This is a genomic window from Gillisia sp. Hel_I_86, from assembly GCF_007827275.1.
Taxonomy (GTDB): Bacteria; Bacteroidota; Bacteroidia; order Flavobacteriales; family Flavobacteriaceae; genus Gillisia.
Window position 1 is genome coordinate 4,000,074 of sequence record NZ_VISE01000001.1, and the last position, 23,283, is coordinate 4,023,356.

Sequence of the window (23,283 nt, forward strand, 5' to 3'; positions counted from 1 at the left end):
TTAGATGCTCTTGCAAGACATTTTACCATTGAAAATGAAGATTCCTGATCTTTCCCTCCAACTTTACAATTTATCGGAAATTCCGAAATGGAATCAAGAACCTCGGGGCAAGCCCACGAGGTATGCATTGGAAACTATTTTTAAAAATTTGAGGCAAGCCTCGGGGAATTAAACCCTCGATGAGGGATTAAAATACAAGATGGAAAACTTAAGAAAAATTTATTTTTAAGGTTTATTTCGATTCAAGTGAAAAAAGCTGATCAAAAAATTCCGTATTCTTAACATCTGCCGGCGATAAGTAGTCCTCCTTCACTACCTGCACAAAGCCCATAAAAGTAAAATAGCGCTCAAAGGTTCTTAGTGAGTAACATCTAAACGAATAGTCATTTTCCTCCATAATTTGCGGAAAGGCTTGAAAATACATTCCGGCATAAAAATAGGCAGATCTTTTTTTGCTTCCATATTTTTTGAGCAGGAAAAGACTGAAGGCAGGATTTACACGACCTATGGCATCAGAGTCAAACCCATCATAGTAAGCCCAATTGAGTTTATGGAACAAAACACTCAGGATTTCTTTCAGTATAAAATTTCCATCATCTGCATGCTTTTCCCCAATTTTGGTTAAGCTTAATTTTCCATTTCTCTTTTTGATTAAACTTGAAATTTCCAATAAAACACGGGTGATATTAATTTCAATAACTTCACTTTCTTTATATAACTTGCTAATACCTTTTTCAATCGCTTCGTTTTTAAGGTATCCCAGTCCGTAAATTTCTTTGACTAATTTAGTAGGCAAAGCCCCGGTTTTGGTGAGCTTTAATCCTTCGCCTCCCTTCATTTTATCAATGAGAAAGCGTACTTGCATGAGCAAGGGGCATTTTTTAAGTTGCTTTTCTGAAAGCTTGTTCAATATCAAAGGTCCTTCGCCCCCGGGAAAAATTTGAAGCTCTCCCATCTGCAAGGGAGTTAAACCGTCAAAATCATCCACACCACTCTCATTATAGGCATTTGCCCTTTTTTGCAACTCTTTATTCAAGTCTTCCAAATTATCAAAACCTTCCAAGCCATCGAGATTAATCATGTTTTGCTATTTAATATGTTTTATTATAAATGTTCGTTTTCCGGGTCACCTTCATTTAATTCATCTAAAAGATCTTCTAATGAAATCCTGTTTTTCTGTTTTTCTTCTTCGGTCATTGTTTCATAGTCCTCCACAGTTTTTTCAAGATCATTCAATTCTTTCTGTATCCCTTTCTCTTCAAAACCTACAAAGGTCATTTCGTAAAGGCAATGAGCGAGGATTTCCAATTCTGAAAAATCTTTTAAACTTTCTTTACAAATGTCCATTCCTAACCATTTTTTCCAGGACGTAAATTCGATTGCTTGAGAAAATGATTGTTCCTCATTTTGAGGGTGGTTGTATTTCCCGGAAACATCTACATATTCCTCTTCGTCAAAGGCATCTTTTACAGCCTTTATCACAATCGTCATATCGGTTTCTTCGGAGGCCATCATCAGCAATTTTTCAAATACCGTCTCGTAGCCCTCGAGGCTTTTTTCTTCATCCGGATATATTTCCAAGAGTATAGCAGAAATGCTTAACCAGGAATTGCATTGCACCAGCTGTTGTAAGGTCATATCGATTTACTTTTTCTGAGAAAGGTTTAGGTAAAATTAGGATTTTTCTATTTGAATTACTCAGCATTTCTTAACTGAATATTTTTGAATTAAACTGAAAGATCAAACTCCTAAAGTCCAGGTAATTTATAGCCAACATATTATGTCGCTTAATCTCTATTTACTGTAAAAACGTTTTATAAACTCACAGACGACAGGTGCCCGAGAATGAAATTAAGAGGAGCCAGCTTTGTCTTTATAACCACGATTAGTATATGTATGTCATTCATAAATATCTCCTCAAAACTTTCTTCAAGGATATTAATATCCTGATCTCCTAATAGCATGAAAAACATTAACTGACCATGAAAAATAGATATTTTTAGCACTTGGTCATGAAAAGCATTGATAATTCAAAATAGAAAGATCAGTATTGAGGAAATATGACTGTGAATACCGACCTACACTAATTCAGGAACTATAAATCACTAAAAATATAATTTGATGTGTTTTGCTTCATTTTAAACTGTTAAGGCAATTCAAACGTTAAAATATGTTAAAGCGGGACCAATTCGGTGACCAATAAAAGTAACCTCCCGCATAGACCTTATAAACGCTGGAAAGTTAAATCTATGGTCGTTCCCTCCGACTTCGCTCCGGGAGACAAAAACGTCAAACAATTAATTACAAGCAAGTAATAATTAAACCCTTAATGAGGGATTAAAGTTTAAATATGCGTTGTTAGTTTAATGTCAAATAGTTAAATTAGTACAAACCTAATAATTTAGTAGATGGCACTGCAAGGCACTCATATTCCGGATAAGATACTAGAAAGCAGAAACAAAAGGATTTCTGAAGAACATTTATTGAAGGAAGTACAAGAGGTCTTGGAAAGAGAACAGGTACAAGAAGATCTTATTCTGCAAAAGCTTAAACAAGGAATTGAAGCAGAAACCAATGTCCTACAATTAGAGTTTTTGGAAACTTCAAAAATTTATCATTTGACCGATATCGAAAGAATTTGCATAGATTACAGGTTACGGTTCTTAAACTCTTCCTATTTTAAAGCAGAACTTCCCTACGAAGCGATTTCTAAAATAAAACACCTTGAAAAAATCCATAGCACCAAGCTGGAGGGTTTTAAAATAATGGCACCGGCAAAACTATTCAAATTAGAAAATGCAGACGACCCCTTGCTTTTTGCACCCATTGGAAATCAATATTATTATTTGATCCATTCTTGGGGAAAGGACCTCCACCCTTTTAGAAAATTAATGATGTGGCCTTTTAAGCAAATAGAAAACCTAGTTGTTTTGTTATTGATAGTTAGTCTTGCTTTTACATCTGTTGTTCCCCCAGGAATGTTTGGCCAGCACCACACAACTGCAGAATTTCTCATTATCTATTTATTTATGTTCAAATGGTTGGCAGGTATGACCATATTTTTTGGGTTTAAAAAAGGCAAGAATTTTAGCGAGGCAATTTGGAGAAGTAAGTTTTATAATGCCTAATTGCATAAAAATTGATAAATCTGATATTTTTTAATTTTCTATAACTAACTTAGTTGTTATAAATCCAATAGTATGAGTGAAGATCAAGGTTATGAACATGTATATACAGGACCAGAAACAAATGTCCAATATTTACAGGAACTTTTTAATAAAGCGGGATTATCCAATATGGTGAGAAATGATTTTGATTCTGGTCTTAGAGCTGGTTTTGGTGGGGGTCTACCAGGGCAAGTTCAATTGTTTGTGATCAGTTCACATTTAGCCGAAGGTTTAGAAATTGCCAAATCCACATTCCCAGAAGAATTCAAAGATGGAAAATAGTATCCCAAAAAATCGAAATATCTGGCACCTGGTATTAGGAATCCTGTTTTTTTTATACGGATGCTATAAATTATATACCCTTACCACTACTCAAGAAGAGAATACTTTTGGGTATGTTATTGCTGTTGGCTTTATAGCGTTTGGAATCTACGATCTCTATAAATATTATAAAGGTATCTGAACAAAATAAGAACCTCGAAAAAAGCTATTTTTCGAGGTTCTTATTTTTAATGTGTTTAAAATCATGCTTCTACCGCATACATTTTATCGCGTTGCTCTTTGATCTTTTTATCTTCCATATACTCATCGAAAGTCATATACCTGTCTATAACACCAGAAGGCGTTAATTCAATTACCCTGTTTGCAACCGTTTGTGCAAATTCATGATCATGGGTCGTAAACAATACGGTTCCTTTAAAATTCTTAAGCGAATTATTAAAAGTGGTAATAGATTCAAGATCCAAGTGATTGGTAGGTTCATCCAACATTAGCACGTTAGCGCGCATCATCATCATCCTGCTTAACATACATCTAACCTTCTCTCCTCCAGATAGCACTCTCGAAGTTTTTAAGGCTTCTTCCCCACTAAAGATCATCTTGCCAAGAAATCCCCTAATATATACTTCTTCACGCTCCTCTTCGGTCTTGGCCCATTGCCTTAACCAATCTACCAAAGTATAATCGTTATCAAAAAACTCTGCATTATCTAAAGGCAAATAAGACTGAGAAGTAGTTACTCCCCAATTGTAAGTACCTGCATCTGCTTTTTGTTTCCCATTTAGGATCTCATAAAATGCCGTAGTTGCCCTGGAATCTTTGGAATAGACAACGATTTTATCCCCTTTTTTAAGGTTGATATCTACATTTTTAAAAATTATTTCCCCATCTATAGAGGATTCTAAACCTTCAATATTTAAAATTTGATCCCCGGCTTCCCGCTCCCTTTCAAAAATAATGGCAGGATATCTTCTACTGGAAGGTTTAATACCTTCTATATTCAGTTTATCGATCATTTTCTTACGCGAAGTCGCTTGTTTGGATTTTGCAACGTTCGCACTAAATCTTCGAATAAATTCCTCTAATTCCTTTTTCTTTTCTTCTGCTTTTTTGTTCTGTTGTGAACGTTGTCTCGCTGCTAACTGAGAAGATTCATACCAAAAAGTATAATTCCCACTAAAATGATTTATTTTACTAAAATCAATGTCCGAAATATGGGTGCAAACCGCATCTAGAAAGTGCCTATCGTGGGAAACAACAATTACGGTATTATCGTAATTGGCCAAGAAATTCTCCAACCATAAGATTGTTTCATAATCCAGATCGTTGGTAGGCTCATCCATAATAAGCACATCTGGATTTCCAAATAAAGCCTGGGCCAATAATACCCTCACTTTTTGTTTACCATCCAAATCTTTCATTAACGTATAATGATGGTCTGCCTTGATTCCCAAATTAGAAAGTAAAGCAGCAGCATCACTGTCGGCATTCCAACCATTCATCTCTTCGAATTCCACTTGTAGCACTCCTACCCGCTCTCCATCGGCATCATTAAAATCTTCTTTGGCATAGATGGCATCCATTTCGTTTTTGATCTTATACAATGGTTTATTTCCCATTATAACCGTTTCCAAAACCGTATTTTCATCATACAGGTTATGGTTCTGCTCCAAAACGGACATCCTTTTGCCAGGTTCCAAATGCACGTGACCGCTAGTGGGATCCATTTTTCCAGAAAGGATGTTCAAAAAAGTAGATTTCCCGGCACCATTGGCACCAATAATTCCATATATATTTCCTTGTGTAAAGGCAGTATTTACCTCATCAAATAATATTCGTTTCCCAAATTGTACCGATAAATTAGAAACTGATAGCATATTTTTATATTTTCTTTCTGTAAATTTTTGCAAAAATAACCATTATTGTCCACCTGATAAAACATTAACGTTTTAATTAATCCTTTTAACGAGTGGTTAACACGAGGCAAATATCTCAAAATCTATATTTGTTCATTGCATACTATTTTTTGATTAAAAGGACATAGCAGAATTACCCCGAATGAAATTAAAATTATCCCTAATACTATTTATTTCTTTATTTATTCTCTCTTGTGACAAGAAAAATAAAACTTCTGAGGTTTTTCTTAAAGGTCAAATTGCCAATCCAAGCAGTGAATATGTGATAATTTCCAAAAACAACTTAGATATAGATACGTTGCGTTTGGATAACAACAACCAGTTTCAAGGTACTCTTAAGGGCATTAAAGCCGGCTTGTACCAATTTAGACATCCTCCAGAGAATCAAATAATATATTTAGAGCCGGGCGATAGTACGATGGTATGGTTAAACACCTTGGCCTTCGATGAATCTTTGAATTTCAGCGGAAAAGGTTCAGAAAAAAGTAATTTCCTCACCGATCTTTATCTCCTTAACCAACAGGACAACGATCTAATTTTATCTTACTATAAGTCAGATCCATCTGAATTTGCCAAAAAAACAGATTCCATAAGGGCTAATAGAAAGCAGAAACTGATGGATCTTGTAGAAAAAAGCGATATTTCACAGGATTTTTATGCAATTGCAAATTCCAGTATCAACTATGAGTATTACGATCTTAGGGAACGCTATGCCTTTTTAATTCGAAAATACAATCCGAGTTTAATAGGTAAGATACCAGCAGATTTTCATGAGTACAGAAATGAGGTTTCCTTTAATTATGTGGCTTTAGAGGATTCTTATGTCTATTTAAATTTTATAGATGATTTTTTAAGAACAAAAACTTTAGAAGATTGCGCTAAAACCAAACCATACGATAAAAATTGCACTAATTTAAATAGTTTCGAGAATATAAGGTACCAGATAGAATTGGTGGATTCCTTAATTCAGAATAAGAATATAAAAAATACGTTTTTGGATAGATTGGCCTCCCAAGGAATTATTTATTCCCAAAAGGCAGAAAATGTAGATTTGATCTTGAACTTGTTGAAAAAGATGGATTATTCTGGAAATATGAAAAAAGGAATAGCCCAGATGGCCAAGATCCAATCAGATTTTCTACCTGGGAATTCACTTGGCGAGAAGATCTATATAAATACACGCAAGGATACAGTTAAACTTAAAAGTTTTACTCGAAAGCCCATGATCACTTACCGTTGGAAAAGTTCTTCTCCATCGCATTATAAATGGCAACAGAAAATTATCAAGGACCTACAATTTAAATATCCAGAAGTGGCTTTTATTGGTATTAACCTAGATATGGACGGTTCCGATAAATGGATCGAAGTTATTAAAAACAATTCCTTCGATCCTAAATTACAATTTCAGGCCATTAAAATTCGGGTAGATGAAAATTTACTAAAGTATTACCTGAACAAATTAATTTTTATGGATTCCAAAGGCACGATTGCCCGAGGAGATCTTCAAATAAACACGCCAGATCTGGAAAATAAGATCTTGGAGTTTATAAGTCAACAGTAACTCCGTTTACTTTACTTCAATAAAAATCATTAAAAAAGCCTGAACATTAAATTGTTCAGGCTTTTCTTAAATCATAATATGCTTAAACCTAATTCCCTTTGTTATAATCTTCAAGGAATTTAGCCAAACCAATATCTGTAAGTGGGTGTTTTAACAGCCCTTCGATAGACGACAATGGCCCCGTCATGACGTCTGCTCCTAATTTCGCGCAATCTATCACATGCATGGTATGTCTTACAGAAGCTGCCAAGATTTGAGTTTCAAATTCGTAATTATCGTAGATCAATCTAATTTCCGCAATTAGGTTTAAACCATCAGTAGAAATATCATCCAGCCTCCCTATAAATGGAGAAACATAGGTTGCTCCCGCTTTAGCAGCTAATAAGGCCTGCCCTGCAGAAAACACCAAGGTGCAATTGGTTTTAATTCCTTTATCGCTAAAATATTTAATGGCCTTTATACCATCTTTAATCATAGGAACTTTCACTATAATTTGCTCGTGCAACTCGGCTAACTCCTCACCTTCCTTGATGATCCCATCATAATCTGTTGCAATAACCTCTGCGCTCACATCGCCATCTACAATATCACATATCTTTCTATAGTGTTTAAATATATTGTCCTTTCCGGTGATCCCTTCCTTGGCCATGAGCGACGGGTTTGTGGTAACCCCATCTAAAACCCCTAGATCTTGGGCTTCTCTAATCTGGTCAAGGTTTGCAGTATCAATAAAAAATTTCATAGTGTTGTGTTTAAATAAATTATGGTTATGTTTACTCGTTGCAAAATTACAATTTATAATGCTTTAGCAAGATTTTCTCATATAATTTGTCCGGAAGAATCCGCTTTAGGGCAATGGAGAATTTTTGTAAAGGTTCCCCAACTTTATAATGTCCCCTTGGCTTTGGGGTATTAATGATTTTATAGATCATCTTGGCCATAAGCTCTGGATCTTTACCTTCATCCACATGCTTGTTCATTATATCAAGCGTATTCTTATAGGCTTTTTTATATGGCGAAGCCTCTAAAACCGGAGCGTGGTACCTTCCAGCAGCAATATTCGTAGCAAAATCCCCTGGAGCCACATTGGTCATTTGAACATTAAAACCCTTTAATTCCATCCTAAAAGCTTCGGTGGTCAACTCTAAGGCTCCTTTGGTAGCTGAATATATTCCGCGATAAGGCAATCCCATATATCCGGCAATAGAGGTGATATTAATCACAAGTCCTCCACCCTGCTCTCTCATATGAGGCAGTACGGCCTTGGTAACGTTCAGCGGGCCAAAATAATTGGTATCAAATGCCTTTTTGATCTCTTCTTCCGGGGTTTCTTCAATAGGACCGGTTATCCCGATCCCCGCATTATTGATCAGCACATCTATTTTACCTTCTTTAGCGATCAATTCTGAAATAGCCGAAATGATAGTTTCATTCTTGGTAACATCGAGTGTTATAAGGGGAAAAGAAGTCGTGTGATCGGGGTTTGGGTTTCTGCTGGTTCCGTAAACCTTAAAATTTTTGGACATCAAGAATTCTCCTATGGATTTTCCAATTCCGGAAGAGCCTCCTGTAATAAGTACAACGTGTGGGGAAGTATCTGTTTTCATGATCACAAAGATGCGATAAAATTTAAATATCAGACACAAAAAATGGCAAGCGACCCACATCACACCGCTACGACCACTTACCCTTGCTGCGTTCCCGCCCTGGGGGATTCAGCAGGAGCTGGTTGTGTGGGACTTGCCGCTGCAAATATACAATGTTTACTACATTTTGCAAGGATTTTTTAACTTGAATTAATTAAATTAGCCCAAAGCAAACAACAATATTTTCATGAAGAAAGCTAAGCTCCTGTTACTGTTTATTTTAAATCTTTTATTTATTTCCTGCGGAAGTAATCCTGATAAAAATAAAAGTGACTTTTCACTCAGTTTTGTGAGTTCCAAAGCCGAATTTAAGTTGGGCGAGACCGTAAAAATCAGTGTTCAGAACCCTAAAAACAAAAAAATAGATTCTACTTCCTTTTATTTTGAAAGGGAATTATTGGGAACAACAACTTCTACTTCAGAATTAGAGATCCCTTTAAATTTCGAAAAACTGGGAAATCAGAAAATCAACGCCATTGTTTTTTCTGAAGGAGCAGCAGATAGCCTTCAAATAGATCTTAAGATCTTTAATAGCAAAGCTCCAGAAATTTACACTTATAAAATTATAAACACCTATCCGCACGATATCGCAGCCTATACCCAAGGATTGGAATTTTTTAAAGACACTTTATACGAAAGTACCGGGCAATATGGTACCTCCTCCTTAAGAAAAACGAATTTTGAAACTGGCGAGGTTTTCGAAAAAGTAGAGTTATCCGATCAATATTTCGGAGAAGGACTTTCTATTCTTAATGGGAATATTTATCAGCTTACCTGGAAAGAAGGAGAAGGATTCATTTATAATCTTAAAGACCTTAAAAAGACAGGTTCTTTCAATTTTAATGAAAGTAAAGAAGGCTGGGGTTTGTGCAACGATGGCAAACAATTTTACAAGAGTGATGGCACCGAAAAAATCTGGATCCTAAATGGCGAAACTTTAGCTGAAGAAACCTTTATACAACCCACCACAAATAGATCTATTTCTACACAATTGAATGAATTGGAATGGGTAGAAGGGAAAATTTATGCAAATACCTATCAAAAAGACGGTGTTGCCATTATTAATCCAAAAAATGGGGCTATAGAAGGGATCATTAATTTTAAGGGATTGCGGGATAAAGTAACGCAGCATCCTAAACTTGATGTTTTAAATGGAATCGCATACAACCCAAATACCCAGAAATTGTATGTGACCGGAAAAAACTGGGATAAATTATTTGAAGTTGAAATAGTTGAAAAATGAGTGGCACTCCCGAAATTTACGAAAAAACCATTACCGTAAAACCGTCAGATCTAGATGAGCTGAAGCATGTGAACAATGTTCAATATGTGCAATGGATCCAGGATATCGCAAAAGAGCATTGGGAAAACCGGGCTTCAGAAGAAATATTGAGCACCTATTTCTGGGTTGTGATTCGTCACGAGATAGATTATAAACAACAAGCATTCTTGCATGATGAACTATTAATCCAAACATTCGTTGGCGAACACACCCATGTCACTTCTCAAAGATTGGTGAACATAAAAAACAGGAAAACCGGGAAAGTACTTGTTCAAGCAAAGTCCACATGGTGCTTAATGGATTATAAAACAAAAAAACCCGTAAAGATCTCTGCAGAGATGTTTCGGGTTTTTTATAGTTAATTACTTCTCGACTTCGCTCGAAGTGACAATCTATCTTCTTATAAACTTTTAGCAACCTTATCTACCGCCGCTATTGTTTTATCTAGATCTTCGTAAGACAAGGCTTCGGTTATAAACCAAGTTTCAAATGCACTCGGTGCAATATAAATTCCCTCAGCTAAAAGTCCGTGAAAGAATTCCTTAAAAGTGTGATTATTGGCATGTGCTGCCGATGCAAAATCCTTTACAGGGGTATCCGAAAAATGAATTGAAATCATTGATCCTATCCTATTTATAGTATGCGGAATATTGTTGGATTTCAAAACATTATTGAAGCCTTCATGCAAATATGCTGTTTTCTCATCGATGCTTTTAAAGATCTCTCTCTTGCTATCCAGTTCTTCAAGCATCGCCAGACCAGCTGCCATCGCCAACGGATTCCCACTTAAAGTTCCCGCTTGGTAGACAGGTCCAATTGGTGCTAAATGATCCATAATCTCTGCCCTGGCTGCAAAAGCACCAACTGGTAAACCACCACCAATAACTTTTCCAAAAGTCACAATATCTGCACGTACACCCAGTCTTTCCTGAACCCCACCTGGCGCCAATCTAAACCCCGTCATCACCTCATCAAAAATAAGGAGGATATCATTCTCATCACAGAGTCGGCGCAAGCCTTCCAAAAACCCATTTCTTGGTGGGATGCAGCCCATATTTCCAGCGACAGGCTCTAATATTATACATGCAATTTCATCTTTATTGGCATCAACAAGTTTTCTAACATCATCCAAATCATTATAAGTTGCGAGAAGTGTATCTTTTGCAGTGCCTTCGGTTACACCTGGGCTATTTGGGGTTCCAAAAGTCACGGCTCCACTCCCCGCTTGAATCAAAAATGAATCACTATGGCCATGGTAACAACCGGCAAATTTTATGATCTTTTCGTTTCCCGTAAAACCACGCGCTAACCGCACTGCGCTCATACAAGCTTCTGTTCCGGAATTCACAAAGCGTATCTTATCGATATTGGGAACCATTTTTACTGCCAATTCTGCAATCTTGGTTTCAATCTCGGTGGGAGTTCCAAAGGAAGTTCCTTTTTTCGCCTTTTCAACAACCGCATCTACCACAGGTTTAAAAGCATGTCCAAGGATCATTGGTCCCCAAGAGTTGATGTAATCTATAAACTTGTTCCCATCTTCATCGTATAAATACGCCCCTTCCGCTTTTTCAATAAAAACTGGAGTTCCCCCCACTGCATTAAATGCGCGAACTGGAGAATTTACTCCTCCAGGTATTACTTTTTGTGCAGCCTCAAACAACGCACTACTTCTTTTATAATTCATTTTTTTTTTAATTTGACGTAGATTCCACAATAAGTTCTTGCCCAATAGCAATATTGGTATTAGGCAAATTATTGATTTTTTGCAGTGTTTCTACACTTGTATTATTTCGTTTTGCTATAGAATATAAGGTATCCCCTTTTTGAACTATATAGCTGTTTGATCCATTTGTTTGCGCAACTACCTTTTTTCTGTCGCTTTTATATGTTTTCCCTAAAACTTCGCTATCAAACCTATCCAAATTGTAACGCTCTACTAAGTCTATAAGTTTTCTAGGGTACATTCTGTCTGTGGCATAACCCGCAGCTCGAAGGCCTTTTGCCCAAGCTTCGTAATCATCGGGATCCAATTTAAAAAGATCTGCATAACGCCGACGCTGACTTAAGAATAAGGAGTGATCCCTGTAAGAATATTTAGGATCGTTATATTTTCTAAAACATTCCTTAGATCTATCATCATCATGGTACACTTTATCACCTTCCCAGTCATGACATTTTATTCCAAAATGGTTATTAGCCCTTCTTGTGAGCTCGCCTTTTCCCGCTCCAGATTCCAGAATTCCCTGTGCCAGTGTAATGCTAGCCGGGATTTTATAAAGTCTCATTTCCTCTTGCGCTATCACTGCGAATTTAGCAACATAATTTTCTACAACATTGGCATAAGATCCTCTGGGAGCACTCTCTGTTCTAGTAGCGCTCTGATTGTCCCTTTTTGAAGCCACCTTCTTTTTACTTCCACAAGAAGCCAGAAACAGCAAAAGAAAGAGCCCTATAAAAAGTTTATGAAGTTTTATCTTATACATCTATGAGCAGAAGGTTTTTTTTAGTCAATAATTCGTTCATTCCGGCGATACCTTGAAGTCCGCCCGTATGAATGGCTAAAATACGGGAATTTTGAGGGAATTTGGAATTTTCTATCATGTCAATAATCCCATATAGCATCTTACCTGTATAAACGGGATCGAGCGCGATCTCGTATTTTTTCCTGAACAGATTTATAAAATAAATCAATTCTGAATTTACTTTTGCATAGCCTCCAAAATGATAGTCGGTTATTAATCTCCAATTATTCTTTGTTGTATATTTTTTTATTTCAGTAGAAAGCCAATCCCCTTTAAGGGCAGGAAATCCTAATATATATTGATCAGGCTTAGAGGCATTTATAATGCCCGCAATCGTGCCACCAGTACCAACGGAACTACAGATGTAATTGAAATCTTTGTCTTCTTCTGTCAGTATTTCTTCGCAACCTTTTATTGCCAAGGGGTTTGTACCTCCTTCCGGAAGAAAGTAGAAATCCCCAAATTGATTCTTCAAATTCTTTATAAAATCTGGCTCCTCTTTTCTTTTATAACGATCCCTGGAAATAAAATGGAATTGCATGCCATGAGCTGCGGCATATTTTAAAGTTTCATTGGTAGCCAATGTTTTCTCTAAATCATTCCCCAGCTCATCTCCTCGTATGATTCCAATTGTTTTTAAGCCATATTTCTTACCTGCGGCGGCGGTTGCTGCAATATGATTGGAGTAAGCTCCACCAAAAGTTAAAAGTGTTGTTGAATTAATTTCCAGAGCTTTGGAAATATTATATTTCAATTTTCTGAATTTATTCCCTGATACAAAAAGATCTATAAGATCTTCCCTTTTTAAATATAAAGAAATGTTGGAAGGTTCAAAATGAGCAACCATTTGGTTTGCTGAAGAAGTAAAATTAAAATCGGCTTCCTGCATCATGCTGTAAAGATTCAAAAAAAGCTTTCAGAAAGCATAAAAAACAGCTACCAATTTTTGAAGAGATTATAGGTATTTCAAAAAACTCCAGAATCCTCTAGATCTTATATAATTCATGTTCAACTCATTTATATAAGCTTCCTTTTCAAAAGATATATTTCGGTAGGCCAAAAACCTATTTTTATACTGTAGCAATCTAATCACAAATTCAATCCCGTACCATAAATAGAAAAATACAAGTATCATCTCTGCTTGCTGCTTTAGATGAATCTTTTCATGATTCAGAAAAACTGGATTATTTTTAAAACTCTTATTTTTCAATATAACAAATGGCCATAGGCTAACCCCATTAAAACCTTTAGCAAGTAGAAATTTGTTTACCAGAACAATCATTGGCGAAAGTTAAGAATTTGTATTTTTGTGATATGAATAATTTTTCAAAAAAGATCCCTTTAGAAAAAGGTGATTTTTACCTAACTCCAGAAGGATATAAATGTTTTACAGAGCAATATCATCTAAAAAGGGGATATTGCTGCGAGAGTAATTGCAGGCATTGTCCTTATGGATATAATATGAAAACGAATTCTTTGTAATTTTTGTAAAAAATAATTTTGTTTGTCCGCAAAGGCCCTATATTGAAAAAGAACGTCATTCTGAACTTGTTTTAGAATCTCATTACCATGTAAATCAATGTAAAATTGAGACCCTGAAATAAATTCAGGGTGACGAAAGAACAATTAAGATGAATAGCGGATAAATATAAAGAATTCAATATTAAATCAATATAAAATAGCCCATTCATGAATTTTAAAGATCTTATCCTACAGGGAATTCCTTCAACATTACCAGAGAAGAGAACCTATGATCCCTCTGTAAATCATGCCCCGAAAAGAAAAGAAATTTTAAATGCTGAAGAAAAAAATCTTGCCCTAAGGAATGCCTTAAGATATTTTGATCCTGAACATCATACTACTTTAATAGCTGAATTTAAAGAAGAATTGGAAACCTACGGAAGGATCTATATGTTTAGATTTAAACCGACTTATGATATTTATGCTAGGCCGGTAGAGGAATACCCAGGATCCTGTTTGCAGGCGAGAGCAATCATGTTGATGATTCAGAATAACCTGGATCCCAAAGTTGCCCAACATCCTGAAGAGCTAATTACTTATGGTGGAAACGGAGCTGTATTTCAGAACTGGGCGCAATACCTATTAGTGATGAAGTATCTGGCACAAATGGAAGATGACCAGACCTTGGTGATTTACTCTGGGCATCCTATGGGGCTATTCCCATCAAATACAAATGCTCCGCGAGTGGTAGTAACCAACGGAATGATGATCCCGAATTATTCGCAGCCAGACCACTGGGAAAAATTCAATGCGTTGGGCGTAACCCAATATGGTCAAATGACTGCCGGAAGCTTCATGTATATTGGACCACAGGGAATTGTTCATGGCACTACGATCACCGTTTTAAATGCGGGGCGAAAAATAGCAAAAAACAAGGAGGATCTGGCAGGGAAGGTTTTTATAACCTCTGGTTTGGGAGGAATGAGTGGTGCGCAACCAAAAGCGGGAAATATCGCTGGCTGTATCACCGTTTGTGCCGAAATAAACCCAAAAGCGGTTCATACAAGGCATTCCCAAGGTTGGGTAGATGAAGTTTGCACAGATCTTAACGAATTAACCAATAGAGTAAATCTAGCCAAGCAAAACAAGGAAGTGGTTTCCATCGCTTATCAAGGGAATATTGTAGATGTATGGGAACATTTTGATGAAGAAGACCTGTTTGTAGACCTGGGAAGCGATCAAACATCTTTACATAATCCTTGGGCTGGGGGTTATTATCCTGCAGGGATGAGTCTTGAAGAATCGAATGACATGATGGCCAACGATCCTGAGGAATTTAAAATTAAAGTCCAGGAAAGTTTATGCAGGCAAACGACAGCAATTAACAAACACACCAAAAAAGGAACTTATTTCTTCGATTATGGCAATGCCTTTTTATTAGAGGCCTCTAGAGCAGGTGCCAATATCTATAAAAATAATAAGGGTGAGTTTGTAAATTCTAAAACATTTAAAGAGACAGATCTGGAAAATGCGGCTTTTGCTTATCCTTCTTATGTACAAGATATTATGGGGCCTATGTGTTTTGATTATGGATTTGGACCTTTTAGATGGGTTTGTGCCTCTGGCTTACAGGAAGATCTAGACAAGACAGACCAAATAGCTACAGATGTTTTAGAAAAATTAAAACTGGAAGCTCCAGAAGAGATCCAATCGCAACTATCTGATAATATAAAATGGATCAAAAATGCGAAAGCCAATAATTTGGTGGTTGGCTCTAAAGCTAGAATACTCTATGCTGATGCAGTTGGGAGAACAGAAATTGCTAAAGCTTTCAATAAAGCTATTGCCGAAAATAAAATAGGCACTGTTGTTTTAGGGAGAGATCATCATGATGTTTCGGGAACAGATTCCCCTTTTAGAGAGACCTCAAATATTTATGATGGCTCAAGATTCACAGCAGATATGGCTATCCAAAATGTGATAGGAGATAGCTTTAGGGGAGCTACCTGGGTGAGCATCCACAACGGTGGAGGAGTTGGCTGGGGAGAGGTGATAAATGGAGGTTTCGGTATGGTTCTTGATGGTACTGTAGAAGCGGAAAACCGCTTAAAATCTATGCTTTTTTGGGATGTAAATAATGGATTGGCTAGACGTTCTTGGGCACGAAATAAGGAAGCAATTTTTTCTGTAAAACGTGCGATGGAGCAAGAACCAAAACTTAAGGTCACACTCCCAAATCTTGTAGACGATGCGCTGTTTTCAGAATAGAGACACAAACCATTTAAAACTTGATTTATGAAATTCTTTAAAATTACAGCCGTGCTATTGTTGTTAGCTGTTGGTATGACTTCATGCAGTACAGTTAAGGTAGCATCAGATTATGATCAGAAAGTGGATTTTAATCAGTACAAAAGTTTCGCGTTTTTTAAGCCCGGAATAGACAAAGCGGATATTTCAGACTTAGATAAAAAAAGGATTTTACGTGCCATAGAGGAGGAAATGATATCGAAAGGCTTCACGAAATCCGAAGAACCAGATTTATTAGTTAGTATTTTCACTAAGACTAAAGAAAATATCAATATCTATCAGAATAATAGCTACGGATATGGCTATGGTTGGGGATGGTATCCTTGGTACTGGGGAGCAGGATACAATACTGTTAACACTACCAGTGAAGGAACGCTATATATAGATCTTATAGATTCTGAAGGTAAAGAATTGGTATGGCAAGGAATGGGTACCGCAGCGCTTGCAAAAGAAGTAAATAAAAAACAGGAAAGGATTAGCGAGATTGTAGAGAAAATCTTTGAAAAATATCCTCCCGGACAAATGAAATAGTTAATTAAAAGCCTCCAAATTGGAGGCTTTTTTATTGTTCAGCATTTTTGGGAAATAAGCAAACGCTATATAATTACTTTCCTGTTTCGTATATTTATACTCATATTTAATGAGGCACCCACTATGTTAGAAAAAATTGAATCCAATGAAATTTTAGAGAAGCTTCCTGCCCATCTAAAGCAATTTATTAAACCTCAGGACTATAGCGAATATAGTGCTATAAATCAGGCGGTTTGGAGATATGTAATGCGTAAAAATGTAGAATATCTAAGTAAAGTGGCCCACAAATCCTATCTGGAAGGTTTAAAGCAAACTGGAATATCCATAGATCATATCCCCAATATGTATGGGATGAACAGGATCCTTCAAGAGATTGGTTGGGCAGCAGTTGCCGTAGATGGATTTATTCCACCCGCTGCATTCATGGAATTCCAAGCTTATAATGTATTGGTAATTGCTAGCGATATTCGACAAATAGATCATATAGAATACACTCCGGCACCCGATATTATACATGAAGGAGCGGGGCATGCGCCTATTATTGCAAACCCGGAGTATGCCGAATACCTGCGAAGATTTGGTGAGATAGGTTGTAAAGCGATTTCCAGTGCAAAAGATTATGAAATGTATGAAGCCATTAGGCATTTGTCCATAATTAAGGAAGCGGAAGAGACTCCAGAAGATGAAATAAAAGCGGCAGAAGAAAAAGTAGCATATTTACAAAACAATATGGGAGCTCCAAGTGAAATGGCCCAAATTAGAAATCTTCACTGGTGGACTGTAGAATACGGGCTTATTGGAACCGTTGAAAATCCTAAGATTTATGGAGCAGGATTATTATCTTCTATAGGTGAAAGTGCTTGGTGCATGACCGACAAGGTGAAGAAAAAACCATATTCCATTGAGGCCGCTCAGCAAGAGTTTGATATTACCAAACCACAGCCTCAATTATATGTAACTCCAGATTTTGCTCATTTAAGCAGCGTTTTAGAAGAATTTGCCAATTCCATGGCGTTAAGACGTGGAGGTTTGGAGGGGATAAATAAGCTTATTAACTCTAAAATTTTAGGAACAATCGAATTAAGCACTGGTTTGCAGATTTCGGGAGATTTCACTAAAGTGATAGAATCAGGCAATAAACCGGTTTATTTTCAAATTACAGGAAAAACAGCTTTATCCTATAGAGGGAAAGAACTCGTAGGCCATAGTGTACAGAATCATCCTGCTGGTTTTGGGTCTCCTATTGGGCAATTAACAGGAATCAACCTTGCTATAGAAGATATGAGTCCGCGTGATCTTAGAGCTTACGATATTTATGAAGAAGAGAAGATTTCATTCGAATTTGAAGGAAATATAAAAGTTAGTGGAACCATTGTTACAGGAACTCGAAATTTACAAGGCAAAATTATCCTTATTAGGCTAAAAGATTGTACGGTTCTACATGGCGAGGAAATATTGTTTCAACCAGACTGGGGACATTACGATATGGCGATAGGAAAAAATATAATTTCAGCATTTGCAGGCCCTGCAGACCCTTTATCCTTCGATCTTATAACCCACACCCCCTCTAGCACAACCATTAAGAGCAAAAAGAATGAGGAGAAGTTAGAACTGGAAACCCTTTATGAATCTGTAAGAAATATCAGAGAAGGGAACAATGCAAAATTTTCAGTTCAGGCAATATTCGATCTGGTTAAAAAATACCATTCCAATGATTGGCTACTTTCCGTAGAAATTTACGAACTAATATTTCATCAAGATCCAAAACTTGCAAAAGAGGTCAAAGAACATCTTGATAAATTAAAAATCCGTAGGCCAGATGTCGCCCATTTAATTGATGGCGGATTGGGATTGATTGAGAATGATCTAGTACTGGATTAAAACCAGATTGTTTAGCAAGAGCTACAGTCAGGTCTTTGTTCTTATTTGAACGCAGCGGCCTTTTATCTTTTATGGGCCCAATGATTATGAATTATAATTGCAAGGATTCCATCGCATCAGAACTTTCAATTTGGTTACCATTGTATTCCAATGTCCATCCCATGGTGTTGGTTAAAATATAAATCTTTTGAAGCTCACTTATCAATCTGTTTTTTGCATTGGACTTAAGGGTCGACTTTTCTATTTTCTCTTTTAAAGACTTTTGTATTTTCTTCTGGATATTGTTATAATCCTCTGCTTCAAACTGATTGAGGTAATCTTGGGTAACATCGTAATATTGAATATTTGGATTGATGGAAATTTCTCCTTCTGGAATATAGGTTATAGTAACCGTTTTTGTTTTTGGATCTACTTCTGTTTGCAATTTGCTTAGATCATAGGCAATACTTACATCTGCATTCACAATGATCAATGCTTTTTTTCGAGCAGAAAGCACATCCAAATAGAACTTTTTAGAGTCTTTATAGGAAAATACTTGAGCAAAATTTCCTTCGGTGACCACCAATTTGCCTACGTTCTTGATTTGTTTTTCAATTAGACCTGTACTTTCAATTAGCTGGTCCCTATCTTTTTGTTTATCATCGAAATATTGATACGCAATAAACCCAATAATTACCAAAACCACCAACAATAAAACTTTTCTCATGTCCAAAACTTTGGACGCAAGATACAAATATGTTTAGTTGCTATTAAATTAAAAAAAGGGGATAGAAAGACATAAAAAAACCAATGGACGGCCCCACCCGTCCATTAGCTAATAATTCTAAAATCTACCCCAACAAATTTTAGAAACTAAGTCTCAAATTCAAAGCAAATCCCACAAAATGAAAGATGCTTTTACCTTCAAAACTTAAATAAAAGTACGAAAAAAAAATATTGAAACAATACTTTGAATAAAAATTTTTAAGATAAATTTATGTAAATCAAGCATTTAACGCTTAACTTATTACTAAGTTGTTAACATTTTAATATTTATTTATTGAAATTTTGAATCTAGGGAGCTCGTATTATGGAGAATAAAATTATAAAGAAGATCTTTTGAAATTATTTAGAGGAATTTTCTTACTGATGTTTTTGATTTTTTTATCCAGGTCTTTTAAAAAAATCTGATGTTTTTCTGAATTTTTATTGAAAGGCTTATGAGCTAAAGCCTTATGTATTTTCTCTATAGAATTAAACAATCCTGAAGCACTTTTAGCTATCCAAGCATCTGTAAACAGCGACCAGATATAGGCTATTGCTTGGGAATTGGGGTGGATCATATCTTCTGCATAAAACCTGTAATCCCTTAATTCGTCGAACATGATTTCATAAGCCGGAAAGTAGAAATACGTGCCTGAATCCTTGATTTTTTCCGATTCTAAAAATTGATGAATCCCAGTAATTAGATTTGCCTTGCTTCGTTGATTTTCGATAAACCCATCTTTAAGATGACGTACCGGGGAAACGGTAAAAAGCACCTTGAGCCCCGAATTAATTGTTAATAAGTCTTGACATACACTGTTAATATAATTAACAATTTCTTTAATAGATAATAGTTCTTTTTTAAAATTTTTCTGATCCATTTTATGGCAATTAGCCACAGGAAGGTTCGATTTCACATCTTTATAATACCAAGAAGTTCCAAAAGTGAATATAACATGGGTAGTATTTTCTATAAAATAACGTGTCTCTTTTAGACCTTCGTTCAATTTAAACAGCAACGCATCTTTAGTAGATGAATTTAAACAGGAATGTGCATCAAAACAATGCCACTGTTCATTATGAAAAAACACATCTTTCTCTTCATATTTATAGTTGCTAGCAACTTTTTTAGTAAAGTTATAAATAGCTCCAGGATGGTACAAGATCCCAAAAGGGTTTCGAAGATTCTGAAATTGATAATAATCCAGTTTCTTCCCTATATTTTCAACAAAACAAGAACCTACTAATAAGATCTTGGAAGTATGATCTATTTTAGGTCCTTGTTCTATAATTGGTACAGATGTCCTGAATTTCATTTTTCTTGGTTCTTCTGCTCCTATTTTGTAAAAGCTGTTTATTCTATAAAGCTCTTTGCATTTTCCAAAGCTTCTGCAATTCCGTGTGGGTTCTTGCCACCAGCTGTTGCAAAGAATGGCTGTCCGCCACCCCCGCCTTGGATATACTTTCCTAGTTCCCTAACAACTTTACCGGCATCTAGATTCTTTTGTTTTACCAATTCCTTAGAAATATAGCATGACAGTAAAGCCTTTCCGCCATTTTCTGCGGCCAATAATAAAAATAAATTATCATTATTTTCACCAAGCTGAAACGCAAGGTCTTTTATTCCGCCAGCATCCAGATCTACTTTTTTGGCCAGAAAAGAAACCCCATCAATTTCGGTTAATTCTTTTTGCAATTCCCCTTTCAAGTCTTTTGCCTTTTCTCTTAATAAAGCGTCCAATTGTTTCTTTAAATTAGCATTCTCTTCCTGAATATTTTGAATAGCCTTCAGCGGATTTTTAGTGTTCTTTAGTTCTGCTGAAATTTCATTCAAAATTGTGGTTTGCTCAGTAAAGTAAGATTTTACGGCATCTCCCGTAATTGCTTCGATCCTTCTTATTCCTGCCGCAACAGCACCTTCTGAAACGATTTTGAAATACCAGATCTCTGCCGTGTTTTTAACATGGGTTCCCCCACAAAGCTCTATAGAATTTTCGAATTTTATGGCTCTTACAGAATCCCCATATTTCTCTCCGAATAAGGCTATCGCTCCTTGCTCTAAAGCCTCATCGTAAGTTAAATCACGTTGCTCATTCAGCGCAATTTGCTCTTGGATCCTTGAATTCACAAAATGTTCTACTTTTTTTAATTCCTCTTGAGTGAGTTTGCTGAAGTGGGAAAAATCGAATCTTAAATAATCCTGATTCACCATAGAACCTTTTTGCTCTACATGAGTTCCTAAAACATGTCTTAAAGCTTGATGTAGCAAATGGGTTGCGGTATGATTGGCTTCAGTCCTTCTTCTTTTCGTAACATCTACCTTCGCCATAAGTAAACCTGTTAAGTCTTTAGGCAAGGTTTTGGTAAAATGAACAATTAAGTTATTTTCTTTTTTAGTATCAATAACCTCAATCTTTTCAGCGTTCAAACTTAAAAGAAAACCCTTATCGCCTACTTGGCCACCGCCTTCAGGATAAAATGGGGTTTTATTCAATACAATCTGATATAGTTGACCGTCTTTCTTGCTATCCACCTTTCTATGTCTGGTAATTTCCACAGGCGACTCCACAACATCATATCCCACAAAAGGAACTTCCTCTTCTTTTCCACGAACGGTCCAATCCCCGGCAGTAACTACAGATGCTGCTCTGGACCTATCTTTTTGTTGCTTCAATTCCGCATTGAATTCAGGTTCATCTAAACTAAATCCTCGTTCTCTTAATATAAGTGCGGTAAGATCTATTGGAAAACCAAAGGTATCAAAAAGCTCGAATGCTTTTTTTCCAGAAACCACTTTGCCTTCGGTTTCATCTATAATCTTTTCAAGTAAAATTAAACCTTGATCCAATGTCCTCAAGAATGATTGCTCCTCTTCTCTAATCACATTTTCAATTAAAGATTTCTGTGCCAATAACTCCGGGAAAGCTTCCCCCATCTGCTCGCTTAAAGTAGCGACCAATTTATGGATAAATGGCTCTTTGGTGTTCAAGAAGGTAAATCCGTACCTAATAGCTCTTCTTAAAATACGTCTTATCACATATCCCGCACCGGTATTGCTGGGCAATTGACCATCTGCTATGGAAAATGCAACTGCACGCAGGTGATCTGCAATTACTCGAATTGCGATATCTGTTTTTTCTGAATTTCCGTATTTGGAATTGGTGACCTTTTCAATAGTTGCTATTAAAGGTGTAAAAACATCGGTGTCGTAATTAGATTTTTTATTTTGAAGCACCATGCACAAACGTTCGAATCCCATTCCTGTATCCACATGTTGGGCTGGCAATTTCTCTAAAGACCCATCTGCTTTTCGGTTAAACTCCATAAAAACAAGATTCCAGATTTCCACAACCTGGGGATGATCGGCATTGACAAGGTCTCTTCCGGCAACTTTAGCCTTTTCTTCTTCGCTTCTTAGATCCACATGGATTTCGGAACTTGGGCCACATGGGCCTTGATCTCCCATTTCCCAGAAATTGTCTTTTTTGTTTCCGAGGATAATTCTGTCTTTGGGCACTATATTTTTCCAAAGGTTGTATGCTTCTTCATCCAGTCCCAGATTATCACCATCTGAAGATCCTTCAAAAACAGACACATATAATATATCTTTTTTTATTTTGAACACCTCTGTTAAAAGTTCCCATGCCCAATGAATCGCTTCCTTTTTAAAATAATCCCCAAAACTCCAATTTCCCAGCATCTCGAACATGGTGTGATGATAAGTGTCCATTCCCACCTCCTCCAAATCATTGTGTTTTCCACTAACCCGAAGACATTTTTGAGTATCTGTGATTCTATTATGTTTTGGCACGGTATTTCCTAGAAAATATTCCTTAAATTGGTTCATTCCTGCGTTGGTGAACATCAAGGTTGGATCGTCCTGAATGACCATTGGAGCAGAAGCAACAATTTCATGGGATTTAGATTGAAAAAATTCGAGGTATGTAGAACGTATCTCTTGAGAAGTCATATACTGAAAAAAG

Annotated in this window: 22 protein-coding genes and 1 other RNA gene; 10 read left to right on the forward strand and 13 right to left on the reverse strand. The window is 36.3% G+C overall.

Annotated elements, in window-relative coordinates; translation table 11 throughout:
• Positions 1–232: 232 nt before the first annotated feature.
• Positions 233–1,081: a hypothetical protein gene (locus JM83_RS17835; RefSeq protein ID WP_144963441.1), complete on the reverse strand. Its 849-nt coding sequence runs from the start codon at positions 1,079–1,081 to the stop codon at positions 233–235.
• A 23-nt stretch (positions 1,082–1,104) separates the two neighbouring features.
• Positions 1,105–1,638 (reverse strand): DUF6557 family protein, encoded by a 534-nt coding sequence (locus JM83_RS17840; protein ID WP_144963442.1) that lies wholly within the window; start codon positions 1,636–1,638, stop codon positions 1,105–1,107.
• 770 nt (positions 1,639–2,408) lie between these two features.
• Between JM83_RS17840 and JM83_RS17845 the strand changes: the two genes are divergently transcribed.
• The 3 genes from JM83_RS17845 to JM83_RS17855 all read left to right on the forward strand — a co-directional run bounded on the left by JM83_RS17845 (position 2,409) and on the right by JM83_RS17855 (position 3,630).
• On the forward strand, positions 2,409–3,128 hold the full coding sequence (locus JM83_RS17845) for a hypothetical protein (RefSeq protein ID WP_144963443.1): 720 nt from the start codon (positions 2,409–2,411) through the stop codon (positions 3,126–3,128).
• Positions 3,129–3,200: 72 nt separating this feature from the next.
• Positions 3,201–3,449 carry a DUF2007 domain-containing protein gene (locus tag JM83_RS17850; RefSeq protein ID WP_144963444.1) on the forward strand — a complete coding sequence of 83 codons (249 nt, stop codon included), beginning with the start codon at positions 3,201–3,203 and terminating at the stop codon, positions 3,447–3,449.
• Positions 3,439–3,630, forward strand: a complete 192-nt coding sequence (locus tag JM83_RS17855) for a hypothetical protein (protein ID WP_144963445.1) — start codon at positions 3,439–3,441, stop codon at positions 3,628–3,630. The genes JM83_RS17850 and JM83_RS17855 overlap by 11 nt, the downstream gene beginning before the upstream one ends.
• A gap of 61 nt (positions 3,631–3,691) precedes the next feature.
• On the opposite strand, the gene JM83_RS17860 is transcribed toward JM83_RS17855, so the two are convergent.
• A complete protein-coding gene (locus JM83_RS17860; protein WP_144963446.1) occupies positions 3,692–5,323 on the reverse strand; it encodes an ABC-F family ATP-binding cassette domain-containing protein in 1,632 nt (543 codons plus the stop codon).
• Positions 5,324–5,504: 181 nt separating this feature from the next.
• Between JM83_RS17860 and JM83_RS17865 the strand changes: the two genes are divergently transcribed.
• Entirely contained in the window at positions 5,505–6,923 is a 1,419-nt protein-coding gene (locus JM83_RS17865; RefSeq protein ID WP_144963447.1) for a hypothetical protein, read from the forward strand.
• An 88-nt stretch (positions 6,924–7,011) separates the two neighbouring features.
• On the opposite strand, the gene fsa is transcribed toward JM83_RS17865, so the two are convergent.
• The 3 genes from fsa to ffs all read right to left on the reverse strand — a co-directional run bounded on the left by fsa (position 7,012) and on the right by ffs (position 8,669).
• Positions 7,012–7,665 (reverse strand): fructose-6-phosphate aldolase, encoded by a 654-nt coding sequence (fsa, locus tag JM83_RS17870; protein WP_144963448.1) that lies wholly within the window; start codon positions 7,663–7,665, stop codon positions 7,012–7,014.
• 46 nt (positions 7,666–7,711) lie between these two features.
• On the reverse strand, positions 7,712–8,530 hold the full coding sequence (locus tag JM83_RS17875; protein ID WP_144963449.1) for an SDR family oxidoreductase: 819 nt from the start codon (positions 8,528–8,530) through the stop codon (positions 7,712–7,714).
• Positions 8,531–8,570: 40 nt separating this feature from the next.
• An RNA gene (gene ffs / locus JM83_RS17880) (signal recognition particle sRNA small type) lies at positions 8,571–8,669 on the reverse strand.
• Between the two features lie 87 nt (positions 8,670–8,756).
• Between ffs and JM83_RS17885 the strand changes: the two genes are divergently transcribed.
• Both JM83_RS17885 and JM83_RS17890 read left to right on the forward strand, forming a co-directional pair.
• Positions 8,757–9,812, forward strand: a complete 1,056-nt coding sequence (locus JM83_RS17885) for a glutaminyl-peptide cyclotransferase (RefSeq protein WP_144963450.1) — start codon at positions 8,757–8,759, stop codon at positions 9,810–9,812.
• A complete protein-coding gene (locus JM83_RS17890) occupies positions 9,809–10,213 on the forward strand; it encodes an acyl-CoA thioesterase (RefSeq protein ID WP_144963451.1) in 405 nt (134 codons plus the stop codon). Before JM83_RS17885 ends, JM83_RS17890 begins: the two co-directional genes overlap by 4 nt.
• A gap of 38 nt (positions 10,214–10,251) precedes the next feature.
• Here the strand turns inward: JM83_RS17890 and hemL are convergent, their stop codons facing one another.
• The 4 genes from hemL to JM83_RS17910 all read right to left on the reverse strand — a co-directional run bounded on the left by hemL (position 10,252) and on the right by JM83_RS17910 (position 13,658).
• The gene (gene hemL / locus JM83_RS17895; protein ID WP_144963452.1) at positions 10,252–11,538 is read right to left on the reverse strand and encodes a glutamate-1-semialdehyde 2,1-aminomutase; all 1,287 of its coding nucleotides are present in this window, start codon (positions 11,536–11,538) and stop codon (positions 10,252–10,254) included.
• A 7-nt stretch (positions 11,539–11,545) separates the two neighbouring features.
• Complete coding sequence (locus JM83_RS17900) at positions 11,546–12,337, reverse strand: glucosaminidase domain-containing protein (protein ID WP_144963453.1); 792 nt, start codon at positions 12,335–12,337, stop codon at positions 11,546–11,548.
• Positions 12,330–13,265: a 1-aminocyclopropane-1-carboxylate deaminase/D-cysteine desulfhydrase gene (locus JM83_RS17905; RefSeq protein ID WP_144963856.1), complete on the reverse strand. Its 936-nt coding sequence runs from the start codon at positions 13,263–13,265 to the stop codon at positions 12,330–12,332. The genes JM83_RS17900 and JM83_RS17905 overlap by 8 nt, the downstream gene beginning before the upstream one ends.
• Positions 13,266–13,331: 66 nt before the next feature.
• Positions 13,332–13,658: a hypothetical protein gene (locus JM83_RS17910; protein ID WP_144963454.1), complete on the reverse strand. Its 327-nt coding sequence runs from the start codon at positions 13,656–13,658 to the stop codon at positions 13,332–13,334.
• Between the two features lie 32 nt (positions 13,659–13,690).
• Between JM83_RS17910 and JM83_RS19230 the strand changes: the two genes are divergently transcribed.
• From JM83_RS19230 to JM83_RS17925, 4 genes are all read left to right on the forward strand, one after another.
• Positions 13,691–13,858 (forward strand): DUF5522 domain-containing protein, encoded by a 168-nt coding sequence (locus JM83_RS19230; RefSeq protein WP_186435037.1) that lies wholly within the window; start codon positions 13,691–13,693, stop codon positions 13,856–13,858.
• Between the two features lie 207 nt (positions 13,859–14,065).
• The gene (locus JM83_RS17915; protein WP_144963455.1) at positions 14,066–16,105 is read left to right on the forward strand and encodes a urocanate hydratase; all 2,040 of its coding nucleotides are present in this window, start codon (positions 14,066–14,068) and stop codon (positions 16,103–16,105) included.
• A gap of 27 nt (positions 16,106–16,132) precedes the next feature.
• Positions 16,133–16,675: a DUF4136 domain-containing protein gene (locus tag JM83_RS17920; protein WP_144963456.1), complete on the forward strand. Its 543-nt coding sequence runs from the start codon at positions 16,133–16,135 to the stop codon at positions 16,673–16,675.
• A 123-nt stretch (positions 16,676–16,798) separates the two neighbouring features.
• Positions 16,799–18,556 (forward strand): aromatic amino acid hydroxylase, encoded by a 1,758-nt coding sequence (locus tag JM83_RS17925; RefSeq protein ID WP_144963457.1) that lies wholly within the window; start codon positions 16,799–16,801, stop codon positions 18,554–18,556.
• 91 nt (positions 18,557–18,647) lie between these two features.
• Here the strand turns inward: JM83_RS17925 and JM83_RS17930 are convergent, their stop codons facing one another.
• From JM83_RS17930 to alaS, 3 genes are all read right to left on the reverse strand, one after another.
• The gene (locus JM83_RS17930; RefSeq protein WP_144963458.1) at positions 18,648–19,262 is read right to left on the reverse strand and encodes a DUF4230 domain-containing protein; all 615 of its coding nucleotides are present in this window, start codon (positions 19,260–19,262) and stop codon (positions 18,648–18,650) included.
• Positions 19,263–19,638: 376 nt separating this feature from the next.
• Complete coding sequence (locus tag JM83_RS17935; RefSeq protein ID WP_144963459.1) at positions 19,639–20,616, reverse strand: GSCFA domain-containing protein; 978 nt, start codon at positions 20,614–20,616, stop codon at positions 19,639–19,641.
• A 38-nt stretch (positions 20,617–20,654) separates the two neighbouring features.
• Complete coding sequence (alaS, locus tag JM83_RS17940) at positions 20,655–23,270, reverse strand: alanine--tRNA ligase (protein WP_144963460.1); 2,616 nt, start codon at positions 23,268–23,270, stop codon at positions 20,655–20,657.
• Positions 23,271–23,283 lie beyond the last annotated feature (13 nt).